The organism is Rossellomorea aquimaris (assembly GCF_001877785.1).
GTDB lineage: Bacteria > Bacillota > Bacilli > Bacillales > Bacillaceae_B > Rossellomorea > Rossellomorea aquimaris_A.
The window spans coordinates 1-15696 of record NZ_MINN01000072.1; the positions used below are offsets into that span (position 1 = coordinate 1).

Genomic DNA, 15696 nt, shown 5'->3' on the forward strand with positions numbered 1-15696 from the left:
TTTGGTCGCACTAATTATACCATTAGGGGGCTTTTTGATTTTGAAAAACCGAAGGTTCTTAAAAATAATTCACATGACAGTTAAAAATCAGACTTTTTCATCGGTCTCGAACCGTCCCCATGCTTCCATCCCATATTTTAGAATCGCGCCCGTTTGCTTAACGAACACCACATCAGCTTATTATACAAATTTACACATAAGAACATCATCAATATATTCACCATTATTTAACTTGTATTCTTTCATTAAACGACCTTCCTCCAAAAAGCCCATCTGCTTGTACAGGGAAATGGCTCTTTGATTGGTTGAAAATACCCCTAAACTTACCTTTTCAATTAATGGATTTTCTTCTGCCCAGCCTAATAATCCTTTTAAATGCGCCTTCCCTATTCCAATGCCTCTGTGCTTTTTACTTACCGACATTGAAACAGAGCCAGTGTGTGATAATCTCTTCCTACTTTGCGAACGAAATTCTATCGATCCGACCACTACACCATTTACTTCCGCTACGATAAGAGTTTCTTTTATGTTATCCAATATACTTTGTATTCGTTCTTTCTCCTTATGTAATGGCGTTTTCTCTACCTCTTCTGATACAACGATAAAATATTCACCCTCAGAAATAACAGATCTTCCAATATCCAAAAGCACCTCCGCATCCTCTAATTTCACATTTCGAATGGTGTATTCTGCATTATCTTTAAAGACTGGCATTTAAATCCTCCTAAGTGATGATCTTTAAGAAATAAATACGACATCGGAGTATAATATCCTTCATCAGCTATCTGGCTCCATTGTTAATGATCTGCTAAATCCTTTTACTCCGTTACCTATCTTATCCCATAGATTTTTCGACAAGTTGGTTGATAAATTGAAAAAGAGGAATGTATTTTTAGAATGTTGCACATAAATGCGGAAAAGGGAATGTAAGTGTCCTGATGGAGGGGTTTTGATTACTAAAAACGGGTCTTATTTGCTTATGACCACAGCCCAAGCCGGGCAATGAAACATTTTGTGAAGATTTGGGTCATATTTACTCCTAAAACGGGAAAAGTAGAGCAGGAGCCGGTCCCGCTCTACTTTTGATAGACAACTATCCTAAAGTTTTCCTCTATTTCGCTCTTACAAGCATAGCAGTTTCTTCAACAAACTCTTTATAAGGAGTATCCGGCAATGATTTAATCCCGTTTAATGCATAATCTGAATAACGAACAGTATTTTCCTGTTCCCCAAGTTCAAAATAACAGCGGGCAATGTATACATAAGTGACAGGTCAAAAGGGTGAATCCATTCCGGGATTTCTTTGAATTCCAGTAAGCACTTTAGTGCCGCCTCGTACTGCTTCGATACTCCCCCAGTCACCCTCTCCTCATCATGTATATCTTTACTTTTTCCTCAAAAAGAAAAAGCCCCAACCCCAAACCGGGCCGAAGCTCTTCTCCACCTTATCCCTCCAGTAAGTCCTTCCTAACCGGAGTAAACATATCCAAAATCACACACTCTTCGATCACCTTAACACGATGCTGGACGCTCGAAGGAATATACTGGGTATCTCCCACGTTCAGAATTCTTTTTTCTCCGTCTACTTCAAATTCCACTTGCCCTTTTTCTATGAAGCTTAGTTGTTCTTCGGGATGCTGGTCGATGTCGCCGACGAAGCCTTCCGCCAGTTCCACCTTCACGAGCATCATAGATCCTTCACTGCTCAATACTTCTCTTTTCACCATCGTGATTCACACTCCTTATTTAAATCCGTACATTATATCACACCGTGCCACTAAAACAGGCCTGGATTAATCAGCTTAGGAATATAGAAAGCCACGCCCGGTAAGAATGCGACGAACAATAGAACAACGAGGATAATCAATATATACGGCATGACTGCAGTGAAAGACTTCTCGATACTGAGATTGCCTATCTTTGCTGCCAGCAACAGACATAATCCGTAAGGCGGAGTGACGAGTCCGATAGCTAGAGTTATGACTACGATTAAGCCAAGATGTACTGGATCCATTCCGAATAGATTGGCTGTCGGCAAAATGACTGGTACGAACAAGATCATGGCAGGTATTGCGTCCATGAACGTCCCGATAAACAGGAAGAAAGCAATGATTATCAGGATGAAAACCCATTCTGACCCCACGTTGTTCACAAAGAATTCCTGTGCCTTGACCGACAATTGATAGTAGCTCATCAGTTCACCCAGGGCACTTGCAGCGGCCAAGGCAAAGAGTGACAGCGAGCTTAGTGCGAGGGTTTCCATAATAATCTTTGGCAGGTCTGATAATTTCATAGTTTTATAAAAAAACATACAAATCAATAACGTGTACAAGCAAGCAACTGCAGCTGCCTCAGTCGGGGTGAAAAATCCTGAGATAATACCTCCGATAATGATGATCGGTGTGATAAGGGCCGGTACCGTCTCATACACCAATTTGAAAAACTGACTGAATGTCGCCCTTTTCGATCTCGGGTATCCTTTTTTCAATGCCATGATATAAATGAAGAGCATCATGCCAAGCCCGATCAAAATACCAGGTACGATTCCACCAAGAAATAACGCTCCCACTGATGCGTTCGTCAAACCTGCGAAAATGATCATCGGGATGCTTGGCGGGATGATGACACCAATAGTGGAAGAAGCTGCAGTCACACCCACTGCCGTTTCTGTGTCATAACCCTGTTTCTTCATGTTCGGGATCAGGATTTTACCGACCCCCGCAGTATCAGCCTGAGCCGCTCCCGACACCCCTGCAAAAATCATCGAAACAAGTATGTTCGCGTGGGCAAGACCGCCCCTGATATGACCTACCATCGTTAAAGATAAGTCGATCAGCTTTTGAGAAATCTTCCCGTGATTCATCAGGTTTGCAGCCAGGATGAACAATGGGACCGCAAGTAAGACGAACGAGTCAATCCCGTTCAGCATCTTCATCGGGACCGTCACCTCAGGGATATAAGGAACCGTAAAGATACCGAGGAGAGCCACAACGCCGATGACAAAGGCAATAGGTACACCAATAAGCATCAAAACCAGAAATAATGCGACTAAACCAATACCGATCATACTTGCGCCCCCCTTCCTCTGAATGCTTTGATGCTACTGAATAATTGACTGCCTGAGTAAATCATCATGGTCGCCCCCGTGATAGGGATGGAAATCCAGACATATCCCATCTTCAATTCCGGAATCGATGTCCAATTATAATTCCAGAAGTTCTGAACTGCTATGATTCCGTAGTAAAACAGAGCAAACGAGAATAATAAAATAACCACGTCTATCACGATAAGTAATGACAATTTCGATTTCCCTTTCAATTTCCCGATAATGAAATCGAAACTGAAGTGTTCCCGTTTACTCACCATGACAGAAGCCCCCATAAATATTGACCATATGAATGAATAATTGGCCACTTCTTCTGTCCAGATGACTGATATACCAAGGTGTCTAGTGACGATTTGAACAATGATAGCCGTAAAAAAAACAAGTAAGAAAATAGCACCTATTGTCATCTGAATCTTTTCTAGAGTTTTAATCATATTAATCGATTTCCCCCTTTCAGAATTAAAGGGAAGGTACAGTTCGTCTCTTCCCTTTAACGAATGTGTTTACTTGAGATTTCTGATCTTTTCAAGCAAATCTTCTGCTCCCATGTCTTTGGCTGCTTTCTCTTGAAGAGGTTCTGCCAGCTTGATGAATGGTTCGCGGTCAATTTCGTTCACTTTCGCACCGTCATCGATTGCTTTCTCTTTGTACTCATCTTCCTGTGCATAAACGGCTTCTCTTTCTGCTTTCACAGAAGCCTCTGCTGCTTCGATGATGATATCCTGCTGTTCCTTCGAGTAGGAGTCAAATTTCTTTCCATTTACCAATAAGAATCGTGTAGTGTAATCATGCGCCGTTTCGGTGATATATTTTCCGTTGTCCGTTTTGTGGTGGTTCTGCTGAACGAAGTATGGATAGGAATTTTCAGATGAATCGACTACATTTTGCTGAAGTGCCTGATACAATTCTCCCCAAGCAATTGAAGTCGGGATTGCTCCGACTTTCTTCCAGTAGTCCGCCACTACTCCTGAAGTCTGCGTTCTGAAAGTCAAACCCTTCATGTCTTCCATCTTTTCAAGCGGCTTTTTACCATAGTAATGTCTTACCCCTGCAGACCAGTAACCGATCAGTTTGAAATCATTGTTAGACTTTTCGTTGATCAACTTAGCCATTTCCTCCCCGACTTCTCCGTCAACCGTCTTTTCCCAATGCTCGTAATTGTCAAAAAGGTAAGGCATCGCCAAAAGGTCGATTTCCTTTATTCCGGTCTGGGTCATGAAACCAGGTGACACGAGCACTACATCTGCTGCGCCAAGCTTCAGCTTTTCAACAAGCTCTGATTCTTCCGTTCCGATGGTCCCTGCGTGCACTTCAACTTCAATGTCGCCATTTGATTTACTTTCAGCGACTTCCTTGAATTCCAAAAGACCTGTTTGGTATGGATTATCTGGTGATGTCTGATTATGAGCCGCTACAATCTTGATTTTCTTGCCTGCTTCTCCCCCGGCTTCGTCACTTCCGCAACCTGCCAGAATTCCAGAAAGAGCCAATAATAGTACAAATGAAATCGAGAAAAATTTCTTCATCCTTAGTTCCCCCTTAAATTGGTTTAAATTGGTTGAACATCCTTTACCTTTTGAACGATTCTTGCATATTCGCGTGCTTTCTGAGTCAAGCGCTGAAAGTCTTCTTCATGATGTAATTGCTTTGTATTGACCAAATTGCTTCCAAGGCCCACAGCCAAAGCTCCAGCCTCGATATATTCTTCGATATTATCCAGGTTGATCCCGCCGGTCACCATCAATGGAATGGTCGGGAAAGGGCCGTGAATATTCTTGACGTAGCCCGGTCCGAATGTATTGGCTGGAAACACTTTGATCATATCTGCGCCAAGTTCATACGCCGTCAGGATTTCGGTTGGTGTCAGGGCTCCCGGTATGCTTGGTATTCCGTAGCGCTTTGTCATTCTCACCGTTTCAGGATTGAACGATGGAGAGACGATAAATTCACTTCCCGCCATGATGGCGGCTCTTGCCGTCTCCGGATCGAGGACGGTGCCCGCACCGGTCAGGACCCTGCCGTCCAGTTCCTCTCTTGCCATCTCAATCAATCTTGTAAACTTCGGAGTTTCAGCCGTAATTTCGATTACTTTCACTCCGCCTTCATACAAAGCATTAGCAATTGGAACGATGGTTTGAGGATTAGCTTCCCGGATGACGGCCACAAGTACTTCTTTTTTAATAAATTCCACTGGATTCACTGCATCACCAACTCCTTTCATTCTATATTTGCATGCCGTTTCACCATGGTTTCATTCGTGTCTTCCGGTTCAAGGGTGCCGATGATGATAGCATCCAGAACGAGATGAACCGACTGATCGAACTGGTTCCCAAGCGGCTGGATCGTCTCAGGTTCATTTTGTCCCCGGTATTTTGTCGCAGCCGGGATGCGAAGGATTCCATCACTGATCGACCCAAGTTTCGATTCCCGGTTCGTGGTCACGAGAAAGATCCGCGCCCCGATTTCTTTCGCCTTAGAGGCAAATTGTACAATCGCTCCGGTTGAGCCCGATCCTGAAATGGCAATTAACAAATCCCCTTTATCCATGCTCGGTGTGATCGTTTCACCAATGACGTAGACCAGAAAACCTCCGTGCATCAGGCGCATCGCAAATGCTTTGCCCATCAATCCCGAACGCCCTTCACCGTATACAAAGATCCGGTTTGCCTTTTTCAACTGATCTGAAAGATGAAACGCCTCTTCCTCTCTCACATTTGATAAAACTGTTATCATTTCTTCAGCTACCGTCGTTATGATTGATTTCATTCACTGATCAGTCCCTTCATCGCCCTTGCAGCCTCTGCCGGATCGCCTGCCTTCGTGATAGCGCTGCCAATTATGACCGTGTCGGGCCTTTTAGCAACAATGCCAGGCAGGGTCTCCAGTGTGATCCCCCCTGCGACTGCCGTTTCAAGTCCGCTGATTCCATGTGTCAGATCGAATAGGGTGCCGGTCCCTTCACCTGTTTCCTGCATGTCCTTTCCGATATGCAGACTGACAAGCGTGACGCCGAGTTCCTTTAATTCTTGAACTCTCTTTCTCTCAGAAACTCCCAATAGATCGATCATCACTTTCTTTCCTTGCAACTTCGCTACATCAAGGGTATCTATAATTGTCTTGTCGGCGGAGAAGGCCATGACGGTCGTGATATCCGCCCCTGCATCGAAGGCCTGGATGGCTTCGTGTTTGCCGGCATCACACGTTTTCATGTCTGCTACGATGGTTTTTTCCGGATACGCCTCACGGACCTCCCGGATGATGCTCATCCCATATTCCTTGATGACACCGGTGCCGACCTCGATCCAATCCACGTACGGAGCGGTCTTCTCCAGAATCTGAAAGCACTCTTCCCGGTTCAGGCGGTCAAGCGCCACTTGAATATTCATCCCATCACCCTATCTTTCCACTCTTTCTTTTTCTCCCAAATGGACAAGGACATCTTCCAAATATGGCAGCCCTTCATTATCACCCGTGACACTGACGACCATCGATCCGATGATGTTGGCGAAGTGCAGCGCTTTCTCCAGCGGCCACTTTTGTAAAATGCCGTAAATGAAACCTGCATCGAACCCGTCGCCTGCACCTACCGTATCCACCACTTTCTTCGCCTTCACGGCAGGAGCCTCGACATATTCACCGTTCATATATCCAACCGATCCTTCTTCACCTTTCTTGATTGCAAGATGAGAAATACCAAATGCCTTGCAATGCTCAATGATTTCGTGTGGATCTGCAGTTCCGAACAGTAACTCCGCTTCTTCCACTCCAGTTAAAAGGACGTCTACATATGGAAGAAAACTTCTTAGCACATCCCTTGCTTCATCCTCACTCCACAACTTCAGCCGGATATTCGGATCGCACGAAATCATCACCCCGTGCTTTTTGGCTTCCGTGATCGCATGCCGGATCAGCTCGATATTTTTCGTTTTATCCACTGCAGGAAAAACGCCGGTGATATGTAGGATCTTCGTATTTTTCAAAAACCCTTCTTTGAGAGTTTCCTTCGTTAACATCGTTGTGGGAGAACGGTCTCTATAATAAAAGGTCCGTACACTGCCATCCCCCAAAATCTCCTTGAAATTCAGTGAAGTCGGATATCCATCCACCAGTTCGACTTCGGAGACATCCACCCCTTCACCGCGGACGGTGTTATAGATATGCCTGCCGAATTCATCATTCCCAAGCCGGCTGATCCATCCTGTCTTCAGTCCTAATCGTGCACAACCAATTGCAAAGTTCAGCTCTGCTCCCCCGATTTTACGTTCGAAAGAAGAGACAAACCGCATCGGGCCGGTCGATGACGGATCAAGTGTGATCATCGCATCGCCAATCGTCACTACATCGTTCATGGGTAACACCCTTTCTGTCTAACAAGATTCTCGAATGATTAGCTTTGGATCAAACCGGAATACGAGCCCCTCATCTTGATCCTCTTTTTTCTGGATTTTGTTTAATAAAAATTCTGCAGCCTTCTTTCCGATTTCAAAAGTGGGCTGGGCAACGATCGTAAGGCCAGGCTCATAAAATGAGGCAAAGGACACATCATCGATCCCAATGATTGCGAGGTCCTCAGGAATCTTCACATTATGTTCTTTTACATATTTCAATATTTCAATGAGCGTCAAATCATTTCCCGCGAGTATTGCTTCAGGGGCATCGTCAAGAGAAAGCAACTCCCGAACCCCTTCTTTTATCCTGCTCACTTCAAGGCTCTTAATATAGTCATCCCTGATTTCGAGATCATTGGCTTTCATCGTTTCCTTATAGCCGTTGATCCTCTCCATCCTCGGGGTGACATTCCGAATCACGTTTGTAATGATTCCGATTTTCGTGTAACCCTTGTCAATGAAATGCTGTACTCCGAGACCTGCCGCTTTCTTATTATCAAGAAGCATGGATGGTATCGGAACATCCGGCACTGTCCGGTCAACGAACACGATCGGGTAGCCTTCCTTCTGCATCTCATTGTACAAGGCTGCATTATCACCGGTAGGCAGCAGGATGATGCCATCCACCTGCTTGGCGCGGAGCATCTCGATGTACTTCCGCTCCTTCTCCGGATCATCATCCGCGTTACAGACAATGGTATGGAAGTCTGCTTCGTGGCAAGTGTCTTCTATTGCCCTGATCACCTGAGTGGAAAAAGTATGCAGGATATTTGCTACGATCACTCCGATCGTCGTCGTAGACTTCTGCTTCAGGCTTCTTGCTACAATGTTCGGTCTGTAACCAAGCTCCCGGATCGATTCTTCTATTCTCTTCTTCGTTTCTTCCCTCATATAATCAAAACGATTATTCAAGTACTGGGAAACGGTACTCTTAGATACATTCGCATGCTGAGCAACATCAGCAATCGTTACTTTTTTCATTCACTACTCTCCAACTTTCATTTCCTAAACCGATTTACTAAATCGGTTTACTAAATCGATTTATTGAAATTATATGATAATTGAAAGCGCTTTACAATAGGTTTTTTGAAAATTTATATATGTAATATATTGGACATAAGAAAAAACGCGTGGCGGCCGCGTTTTTGAATCAAATGATATCATATAAAAAAATGCCCTTTCCCGGGAAAACATTGCTGTTTCCGGTGCGGGCACTATGTGTTTTTTTAGCAGGTTTTTCAACAATATGTGGAATCGTCTGCCTCGGCTTTAAAATGGACCCCAATCATTAAGAAAACTGATCCCATCACGATCCATATGAGCAGCAGCGGCATCATGAAACGGATCCATTTGGTCCATGATATTCCTGCTATCACCAGGTTCGCCTTAAGAATTCCGGAAATCCATCCCCCATTTTATATGCCTGTTCCGACTGGCTGTGCTGCCTGATTGTGGTTCAGCCTCAAAAGATATAAGAATTTACCGTATGTTCGCAGCTTCTTTTGTCTTCCTTCCACTTAACACATAAATTAAATAACCGACGACGTTCAATAAAACAAATGCAATGACCCAGCCGGCCTTTAATCGTCTGTGATGATAAGCCTTGATTGTTGCCCAAATCGTGAATAGAGTACAATAAATGGCAAACCCTGAAAATAGAATGATAGCCAGCCAATCACCGATATGTTTTGTTTCCATTCCAACATACCACTTCTCATCCCATATAGCATAAGGGAAGAAATCAGCTTGAAGCCATACAGGGTTCCTCACTTTTTGTTCAAAACGATAATCTGCTTTCGTGTCCTTCACATAGTCAGACACAAGATTGACATTGTCTACACTGCTTACATTATATATTTCAAGCTGCGAAATATGGTCAGTACCCTTTATTAAACTGCGAATTTCTGTTTTCATTTCCTCTGATATACTGTTTTTATCGCTTAAGATTTCGGAAATCTGTGAAGCAACTATCGAGTTTTCATCCGCATTATCTTGTTCGATGGACCATACATATCCGAATGCAGCTGCCGTAAAAAGAATGATAACGACAGCCAGATAGAGCACCCATTTTGCGAACGTTTTTTGCGCCTTGAATAACTCCCCAATGACAGATCGGATTTCTTTTTCTCCGCCAAAGCGTTCAATGGCAAGCTTAATCGCTTCTTGTTCGCTCTTTCCTTCCGATTTCAGTTCGTGAACTGCTTCTAAAAGATGACTTTTCATTTCTGCTTTTAAATCTTCAATTTCTTTCTTGTTCCCACGGACGTTATGATAGACTTCTTCGACATATGATTCTATTTGCTTCACGCTTTTTCTCCCCCTTCTAAGAACGAGTCAATTATTTTCTTTACAAACTGCCATTCCTTACGCTTATCTTCAAAGCCCTCTTCTCCCATTGGCGTGAGCTTATAATATTTTCTTCTGCCGCCTGGTCCCTGTTCGTCACCCCAGTAAGAAGAAATCCACTTATTCTTTTCTAATCGCTTTAAAGATAAATATAGCGTCCCTTCTTTTAATTCAAATTGTTCCCCGCTTCTTTCCCTTACTAATTTGGCTATTTCATAGCCATACATATCCCGGCTGTGTAAAAGCGACAAAATCAATGTATCTATATGACCCTTTAATACTTCTTTATTCACTTCCAAATTCATCCCCCCCCTTATATTAGTTATAAATTATATTACCTAATAATGCAAGGTATTAATTTAAAAAATATTAGCTTGCAGTGTTATTTCTTACTCTTCTTCTAACATTCCATGCCAGGATCATCAGCGCCCTTTAATTCTGTATTAGGTGGTTGCTCTGATGTTTGAGTTCTGCCGCCCGGCAAATTAAATTGATACGAACCTGGGATTTTTGAAAGCATAGTAACTAAATCTAATTCAGGGAGGGTTTTTGTCTTGTTTGGAAGAAATGGTTCTTAAGGGGGATCATTTTACTGTTTGTCACGGCAGTATCTAATGCTTTGCTGGGAGTGATTTTTTTGAAGATTGCTATTTTATCTGATATTCATGAAGGATTAAACCGGAAAAAAACAGGGGCTGATATTATGTCTGTTCTAAAAAAATGGATGGAAGCTCATTTGCCGGATGTGTTTCTGATAAGCGGTGACATGACTGCGGGTCCTGAAAAATCCCTTAACGCACGCTCCTTGACCGGCTAACACGTAAACAAGTCATCGCAGTCAACAAAGACAAGCGCATTTACACGTTCACACCGCTCTATTCCGAGCATGAGTGCCAGCGCGCTGAAGCCCGATCCTTAATCGACCGCATATACGGAGGGATCACCAAATCCCTCCTCGTCCAATTTATCGAAGACGAAACGCTGACCAAGGAAGAGCTTATTGGATTTTGCAGAACCTTATAGAAAGCAATTCATAGATACAATTAAGTCATTTTCGGAAGAAGACTTACATAATATAAAAATTGACCGTTCTGATTCAGGTTACATACGGGATTTGGGGGACATGCTGCTGCGAATCGCCTATCATGAATCCGTTCATACAGGTCAGTTATTGGATTACTTAAGATCAGCAGGGGTACATAGAATTCGCATATGGGATTAATTCCTCAACGGTGTATCACATAAGTGATGCACTTTTTCACTTTCAAGAATCCCATCCCGTCTTCCTTCACTTCCACTGCCTCCATCAGGTCGATTACAAACCGGTACACCCTTCATGCACTCCTCGAAAATAAATCCCCCGCTTCAACCACAGACTTTGTAATAAACATCGCTCATCATCTTCCCTTCGTTGATAAAATTGATCACTTCTACCGGGTCAAGGCACCTGTCCCCGCTATCTGAACCGGGACAATGAACCTGTCCCCCCGTCCCGTTTCAAAATACTTCTCTCAATACCGCAGGAATACCGCAGGGACAGGTACTCCGGTCTTTTTCATATTAACCGGCGCAATTCCCTTCACCCTTCTACGCAGAATAACCGGTCATCTGATTGCAGGAAATTCAAATCAATAATCTAAAGATTATTCGACAAGTTGCTCGGAAACAGAGGAAAGTGGCTTGAAAAATGAAAATTTGGCACGTAAATCTGGAAAGTGGCTCGTATATTTAAAATGTGGCTTGAAAAGGTTGAAAAGTGGAATGAAAACGAGGTTTGAGGCTAAATGCCGGTTTCTCTAACAGTCAAGAATCCTTTAAAACCGGTGTTTTTAACATGAGGTCTACTGGTTTATTAAGAGATTTGAATTATTTTAGACCATTTGTGCTGTAAAAAGAATAGAATCCAGCAAGAAACATAAGGGACAGGTACCCCGGTTCTTATAAAACGAAGTACCTCTCCCCTATGTTCCAACCCTAACTACCTAAGAAAACAGGAATCATCTTATTTTTTCCAAATAAAATACTAGAAACAGATACTTTACAACTGGCACTCTAAATAGGTTGGCAGACAGGAATAAGCAGGAGGGGTGACATGGCACTTAAGCTTTATATCGTGATTTTGCTGGGGTTTTCAGTGGCCAATTTAGCTTTTTTCATCTTCAAACCATTAAAATATCATTTGTCTCTCCGGACACTGCGGAAAACACTTTATACATTGTTTATTGGAGCAATATCCCTCGGTTTATTGCTGGATGAAATCCAATTGTCTGAGTGGGAGCTGATCCTGACCCTGACTGCAATCGTGATATTTATGGACATCGCCATCCTTCTGACTCCGAGCATCATGAAAATCTGGAGTGCTGAATTTCATTACACCGATTATGTCGAAGAGATCATCAAGACCAACGATAAGATTCATAAAGCCATGGTCTACCGGGTTGAAGCGATGTCTGAAATGATTCAAACGAACAGTGAGCTCCTTCCATTCAGGAATTACACGGACCAGGAGTTAAGAAACTATCTTGATCTATATGCTGCAAAGTTCGGTTTCGACATTCAGATTCACCGGGTACCCCAAATTGATTTTTCAGCAGGTGATTTACATCATGCATGGATAGAAGGATTGGCTGCTGATGAGATCGAAATGCTCGTTGAAACCCATCGGTTAACAGAAGGAATCAGGATGACAGTAGAACAAATCAAGACCATCAACAATTTTGACTTCGACAGTGAGGAAGAAGACGTGGAAGCCCTGGCACAATCAGCCGTCGTTTCCCTGATCGAGGACGAAAGCATGCTTGTACCGGTATTTATGGATACAGACCAGTTCATTGTTGTCTTAAAAGAGGAGATCGGTGAGGTGTTAGAGGTAGATGCAATCCACATCGCCAACTTAATCTATCTTTTCTACTCGCTTTAAACCGACATATTTAGATGTACACTTCTTCCCTCTTCATGAATAAGATGGAGGTATAGGAACTCGGACAGGAGTGAAAAAACATGGACAAGGACTCAAATAAGAAACCTGCCTCTAAAAAAGTAACGCACCTCAAAGGTGAAACCAAAATAGATAAGAAAAATAAAGAAGCACTTAAAATCATTAAATCGATTAAGGGGATGTTTGGTTAAAGAATATGAATCAACTAAAATGGCAAACATGAAAGAGATTAGGGACAGGTATAACGGTTCTTTACATCAAAAACCGTGGTACCTGCCCACAGGCTCGCTCTCGCCTCCTAATCCACCAAATACTTCCTCAACTCTTCTTTAATCTCATCCATCGCAAAGGAAGCTTCCACGCTGTTCATATAAATCTCCCTATAATCTTCATCGCTCATATCAAATTGATTCCAGACGATATTAAATTCCTTTGCCATCGTCGTATCGGATACCGTCCTATTGTCAGTATTGATGGTAATTTCGATTCCGTCCCTGTGGAAATCATATAAGGGATGATCCTCGAATCGGGTAACAGCTTTGGTCTGCACATTACTGGTCGGGCAGATTTCCAGCACGATCCTTTTATCTTTCACAACCCGATAGGCTTCTTCGCAGTCTTTGATATATACACCGTGCCCGATTCTTTCAGCCCCCAGCCATTCAACGGCCTCGAGCACATTTTTTCCGATCCCTGTTTCCCCTGCGTGGATCGTGACTCTGTAGCCATATTCCCTGGCGAGCGAGATGGGTTCAATGAATTGAGCGCAGAACCCTTCCTCTTCGGAAGCACATAAATCAATCGCGACGACTCCTTTTCCCAAGAAGGCCTTCCCCTTTTCCACGACCTCAAAAGCACGTTCAGGAGCCATCGTCCTCATGCAGGATAAAATGATATTCCCTTTAATATCGAATTGATCTTCTGCTTCCTGCATCCCCTCGATCACGCTTGCAATGATTTCTTCAACCGTTAATCCCTGTTGTGTATGAAGTAATGGCGCAAACCGCACCTCCATATATTTCACCTGTTCGTTAGCTGCGTCCTCAAAAAGCTCAAAAGTGATCCTCTTCAAATTTTCCTTTGTCTGCATAACGGCATTAGGGATCGAGAATTTCTCTAAGTATTCATCCAACGATCTGCAGTCCAGCGGAGCAATGAGCTCTTCTTTCATCTCTTCTATATCCAACGACAGGATACGGATCCCATCCCATTTGGCAATATCTATGATCGTTTCAGGCCGGACACTCCCATCCAAGTGGCAGTGCAGTTCAATTTTTGGCATGTCAGCAATATTCATAATTGGACCTCCTTAATTTTCATAAAAAAAATCCTGATTACGAAGAAAATACAAGAAAAAGTATCTTCTTCGTAATCAGGATTTTTTGGTTCCTGGTAGAGACCTCCAAACCATATTATTGGAGTTATACGAATGTGAGAATCGTATTCGGTTTTATATTACGATAATGAATTGTTCATTTTTTGTCAAGTGGGGAGCCGGGGGGACAGGTACGATGGCTCTATAGATAGGGAATTATATCAAAAGGTATTCCTTTGCTAAGACAAATTATTATAAGCACGTTTTTCCACACTTTCAAGTCTATCTCATGTGCCGGATTCTATCTCCTAATAAAATACACGACTCCAATGAAACAATAAACAACATCATCAAAAGAGCAGCAATTGTGTTGAAACCTTTTCAATAGGGAAATAAATCAACAACAAAGACCATTCTATTCTTCACCCGATGTAAGTAACTTGAATACTGAAAAGGAACCTTTCCAATAAATAGTTATTTATTCAACCCTCGTCCCCTGAAATAAAAGATCAAACATTACACCTATCAACCCCAAGAATAAAAGGACCGATCCGTAAACTGGACTATCCCCCAGAAATGTATAGTAGAAACCGATTCCTGTTGTAACATAAGCTATTGAAGCAATCGTAATCCTTCTGATATCATTCACCCCCATCATATTCAATGCCTGATCGCCCGGCGCGTCTCAGTCTTTTGATACTGTTAAACACAAAGAAAAACAACCATCCAGCCAAGAAAAAATACCCGATTACTGAATATAAAGACCATCGGGCCCCCTGCTGCAATTGCCTGATCAAATAGTCAAACTCATTCATTTCGTCTGCCCTGCCAATACTGTTCATCATGCCGACCGCGGGAATGGTAACCGTAAATAATATCGCTATAATAGGCAGCCATTTATGCTTCTTCATTCCTATACTCCATGCCGCAGTTCCGAATGTTGTTAAAAAGAAAAAATAATACACGGCCCAAAACCAAGCCGGAAGAGTAGCTCCAATCATATCCTTTCCTCCTAACAGGAAGTAAGCTAACCAAGTGCTTTACAAAAAGCAATTCATCCTATATACCACTATTCGATAGATTGGTTTAATATCCTTTTTTGCCATTCGGAAAATGGAATTTAATGCTAAAATAAACTTGTCTTTTATAGGGGGTATCACATTGAAAAAGATGATGATAGCAATTTTGTTCATACTTTTACTATTCGCCGGTTTTATCGGAGTGAGGTTTGGAAGTGCCTTAACACAGGAAGGGAATCCGGCACTTTACTTGGTTTCAGCTGCTAAACTTGAACTAGCCGGAAACGGGTACGAAAAAATATACGAAGCAGAAAACGAAAACCAGATATTCATCTGCACATGATAGCAACGATCCGTTAGCTATGGTTAAGGAATGGATGAAGAAAGCAGACTGGACATTTACGGAGCAAACCGGTTCGGGGTTGGAATTTGCAAAAGAGAATGAAGTCATCACGATTGAGACGAGACAGTATTCCAGACATTATGTTATATGGGATGTGCCGAAAGAAATAGTGAACAAACCACAGGGTAACCGATAAAAAGTTCTTGGGCCTGTCCCTGCAAGCTTCTTCATAGGGTAACCT

General features: G+C 42.7%; 19 protein-coding genes, 2 pseudogenes and 1 riboswitch. Of the genes and pseudogenes, 6 read left to right on the forward strand and 15 right to left on the reverse strand.

Annotated elements, in window-relative coordinates; all coding sequences use genetic code 11:
* Positions 1-180 precede the first annotated feature (180 nt).
* The 13 genes from BHE18_RS03360 to BHE18_RS03420 all read right to left on the reverse strand — a co-directional run bounded on the left by BHE18_RS03360 (position 181) and on the right by BHE18_RS03420 (position 10139).
* Positions 181-714: a GNAT family N-acetyltransferase gene (locus BHE18_RS03360; RefSeq protein ID WP_071617235.1), complete on the reverse strand. Its 534-nt coding sequence runs from the start codon at positions 712-714 to the stop codon at positions 181-183.
* 731 nt (positions 715-1445) lie between these two features.
* Positions 1446-1727, reverse strand: coding sequence for a cupin domain-containing protein (locus BHE18_RS03365; RefSeq protein ID WP_071617236.1), 282 nt, complete (start codon positions 1725-1727; stop codon positions 1446-1448).
* Between the two features lie 50 nt (positions 1728-1777).
* Positions 1778-3067, reverse strand: coding sequence for a TRAP transporter large permease (locus tag BHE18_RS03370; RefSeq protein ID WP_171910644.1), 1290 nt, complete (start codon positions 3065-3067; stop codon positions 1778-1780).
* On the reverse strand, positions 3064-3540 hold the full coding sequence (locus BHE18_RS03375) for a TRAP transporter small permease (RefSeq protein WP_071617237.1): 477 nt from the start codon (positions 3538-3540) through the stop codon (positions 3064-3066). Before BHE18_RS03375 ends, BHE18_RS03370 begins: the two co-directional genes overlap by 4 nt.
* A gap of 69 nt (positions 3541-3609) precedes the next feature.
* Complete coding sequence (locus BHE18_RS03380; RefSeq protein WP_071617238.1) at positions 3610-4632, reverse strand: TRAP transporter substrate-binding protein; 1023 nt, start codon at positions 4630-4632, stop codon at positions 3610-3612.
* 23 nt (positions 4633-4655) lie between these two features.
* Positions 4656-5306: a bifunctional 4-hydroxy-2-oxoglutarate aldolase/2-dehydro-3-deoxy-phosphogluconate aldolase gene (locus tag BHE18_RS03385; RefSeq protein ID WP_071617276.1), complete on the reverse strand. Its 651-nt coding sequence runs from the start codon at positions 5304-5306 to the stop codon at positions 4656-4658.
* Between the two features lie 17 nt (positions 5307-5323).
* The gene (hxlB, locus tag BHE18_RS03390) at positions 5324-5872 is read right to left on the reverse strand and encodes a 6-phospho-3-hexuloisomerase (RefSeq protein WP_071617239.1); all 549 of its coding nucleotides are present in this window, start codon (positions 5870-5872) and stop codon (positions 5324-5326) included.
* Positions 5869-6492, reverse strand: coding sequence for a 3-hexulose-6-phosphate synthase (gene hxlA, locus BHE18_RS03395; protein ID WP_071617240.1), 624 nt, complete (start codon positions 6490-6492; stop codon positions 5869-5871). Before hxlA ends, hxlB begins: the two co-directional genes overlap by 4 nt.
* Before the next feature lie 9 nt (positions 6493-6501).
* On the reverse strand, positions 6502-7455 hold the full coding sequence (locus BHE18_RS03400) for a sugar kinase (protein ID WP_071617241.1): 954 nt from the start codon (positions 7453-7455) through the stop codon (positions 6502-6504).
* A gap of 18 nt (positions 7456-7473) precedes the next feature.
* On the reverse strand, positions 7474-8475 hold the full coding sequence (locus tag BHE18_RS03405; protein WP_071617242.1) for a LacI family DNA-binding transcriptional regulator: 1002 nt from the start codon (positions 8473-8475) through the stop codon (positions 7474-7476).
* Positions 8476-8732: 257 nt separating this feature from the next.
* Entirely contained in the window at positions 8733-8870 is a 138-nt protein-coding gene (locus BHE18_RS23540) for a hypothetical protein (RefSeq protein ID WP_235860241.1), read from the reverse strand.
* A 103-nt stretch (positions 8871-8973) separates the two neighbouring features.
* Positions 8974-9801: a permease prefix domain 1-containing protein gene (locus BHE18_RS03415; RefSeq protein ID WP_071617244.1), complete on the reverse strand. Its 828-nt coding sequence runs from the start codon at positions 9799-9801 to the stop codon at positions 8974-8976.
* Complete coding sequence (locus tag BHE18_RS03420) at positions 9798-10139, reverse strand: PadR family transcriptional regulator (protein WP_071617245.1); 342 nt, start codon at positions 10137-10139, stop codon at positions 9798-9800. Before BHE18_RS03420 ends, BHE18_RS03415 begins: the two co-directional genes overlap by 4 nt.
* A gap of 496 nt (positions 10140-10635) precedes the next feature.
* On the opposite strand from BHE18_RS03420, the pseudogene BHE18_RS22645 reads away from it, so the two are divergent.
* The 4 genes and pseudogenes from BHE18_RS22645 to BHE18_RS23730 form a co-directional block, all read left to right on the forward strand.
* A pseudogene (locus BHE18_RS22645) lies at positions 10636-10863 on the forward strand (BlaI/MecI/CopY family transcriptional regulator); the annotation flags it as partial.
* Positions 10841-11062, forward strand: a pseudogene (locus tag BHE18_RS03435) (DinB family protein); the annotation flags it as partial. The pseudogenes BHE18_RS22645 and BHE18_RS03435, both read left to right, overlap by 23 nt.
* 870 nt (positions 11063-11932) lie before the next feature.
* Positions 11933-12760: a type II toxin-antitoxin system SpoIISA family toxin gene (locus tag BHE18_RS03440; RefSeq protein WP_071617247.1), complete on the forward strand. Its 828-nt coding sequence runs from the start codon at positions 11933-11935 to the stop codon at positions 12758-12760.
* An 80-nt stretch (positions 12761-12840) separates the two neighbouring features.
* Positions 12841-12969: a hypothetical protein gene (locus tag BHE18_RS23730; protein ID WP_268876289.1), complete on the forward strand. Its 129-nt coding sequence runs from the start codon at positions 12841-12843 to the stop codon at positions 12967-12969.
* Between the two features lie 107 nt (positions 12970-13076).
* Here BHE18_RS23730 and add read toward each other — a convergent pair whose 3' ends face one another.
* Complete coding sequence (gene add / locus BHE18_RS03445; protein ID WP_071617248.1) at positions 13077-14075, reverse strand: adenosine deaminase; 999 nt, start codon at positions 14073-14075, stop codon at positions 13077-13079.
* A 52-nt stretch (positions 14076-14127) separates the two neighbouring features.
* Positions 14128-14227: riboswitch (purine riboswitch) on the reverse strand.
* Between the two features lie 507 nt (positions 14228-14734).
* A complete protein-coding gene (locus BHE18_RS03450) occupies positions 14735-15094 on the reverse strand; it encodes a hypothetical protein (protein ID WP_071617249.1) in 360 nt (119 codons plus the stop codon).
* A 160-nt stretch (positions 15095-15254) separates the two neighbouring features.
* On the opposite strand from BHE18_RS03450, the gene BHE18_RS03455 reads away from it, so the two are divergent.
* Both BHE18_RS03455 and BHE18_RS23115 read left to right on the forward strand, forming a co-directional pair.
* Positions 15255-15455, forward strand: a complete 201-nt coding sequence (locus BHE18_RS03455) for a hypothetical protein (protein ID WP_071617250.1) — start codon at positions 15255-15257, stop codon at positions 15453-15455.
* 19 nt (positions 15456-15474) lie between these two features.
* A complete protein-coding gene (locus tag BHE18_RS23115) occupies positions 15475-15651 on the forward strand; it encodes a hypothetical protein (RefSeq protein WP_171910645.1) in 177 nt (58 codons plus the stop codon).
* The last annotated feature ends 45 nt before the right edge of the window (positions 15652-15696 follow it).

Coding starts and splice junctions, on each gene's coding strand:
- BHE18_RS03360 (WP_071617235.1), bottom strand. CDS start 714: ATGCCAGTCTTTAAAGATAATGCAGAATACACCATTCGAAATGTGAAA.
- hxlA (WP_071617240.1), bottom strand. CDS start 6,492: ATGAATATTCAAGTGGCGCTTGACCGCCTGAACCGGGAAGAGTGCTTT.
- BHE18_RS03365 (WP_071617236.1), bottom strand. CDS start 1,727: ATGGTGAAAAGAGAAGTATTGAGCAGTGAAGGATCTATGATGCTCGTG.
- hxlB (WP_071617239.1), bottom strand. CDS start 5,872: ATGAAATCAATCATAACGACGGTAGCTGAAGAAATGATAACAGTTTTA.
- BHE18_RS03450 (WP_071617249.1), bottom strand. CDS start 15,094: ATGATTGGAGCTACTCTTCCGGCTTGGTTTTGGGCCGTGTATTATTTT.
- BHE18_RS03405 (WP_071617242.1), bottom strand. CDS start 8,475: ATGAAAAAAGTAACGATTGCTGATGTTGCTCAGCATGCGAATGTATCT.
- BHE18_RS03400 (WP_071617241.1), bottom strand. CDS start 7,455: ATGAACGATGTAGTGACGATTGGCGATGCGATGATCACACTTGATCCG.
- BHE18_RS03380 (WP_071617238.1), bottom strand. CDS start 4,632: ATGAAGAAATTTTTCTCGATTTCATTTGTACTATTATTGGCTCTTTCT.
- BHE18_RS03440 (WP_071617247.1), top strand. CDS start 11,933: ATGGCACTTAAGCTTTATATCGTGATTTTGCTGGGGTTTTCAGTGGCC.
- BHE18_RS03375 (WP_071617237.1), bottom strand. CDS start 3,540: ATGATTAAAACTCTAGAAAAGATTCAGATGACAATAGGTGCTATTTTC.
- BHE18_RS23730 (WP_268876289.1), top strand. CDS start 12,841: ATGGACAAGGACTCAAATAAGAAACCTGCCTCTAAAAAAGTAACGCAC.
- BHE18_RS23115 (WP_171910645.1), top strand. CDS start 15,475: ATGGTTAAGGAATGGATGAAGAAAGCAGACTGGACATTTACGGAGCAA.
- BHE18_RS03370 (WP_171910644.1), bottom strand. CDS start 3,067: ATGATCGGTATTGGTTTAGTCGCATTATTTCTGGTTTTGATGCTTATT.
- add (WP_071617248.1), bottom strand. CDS start 14,075: ATGAATATTGCTGACATGCCAAAAATTGAACTGCACTGCCACTTGGAT.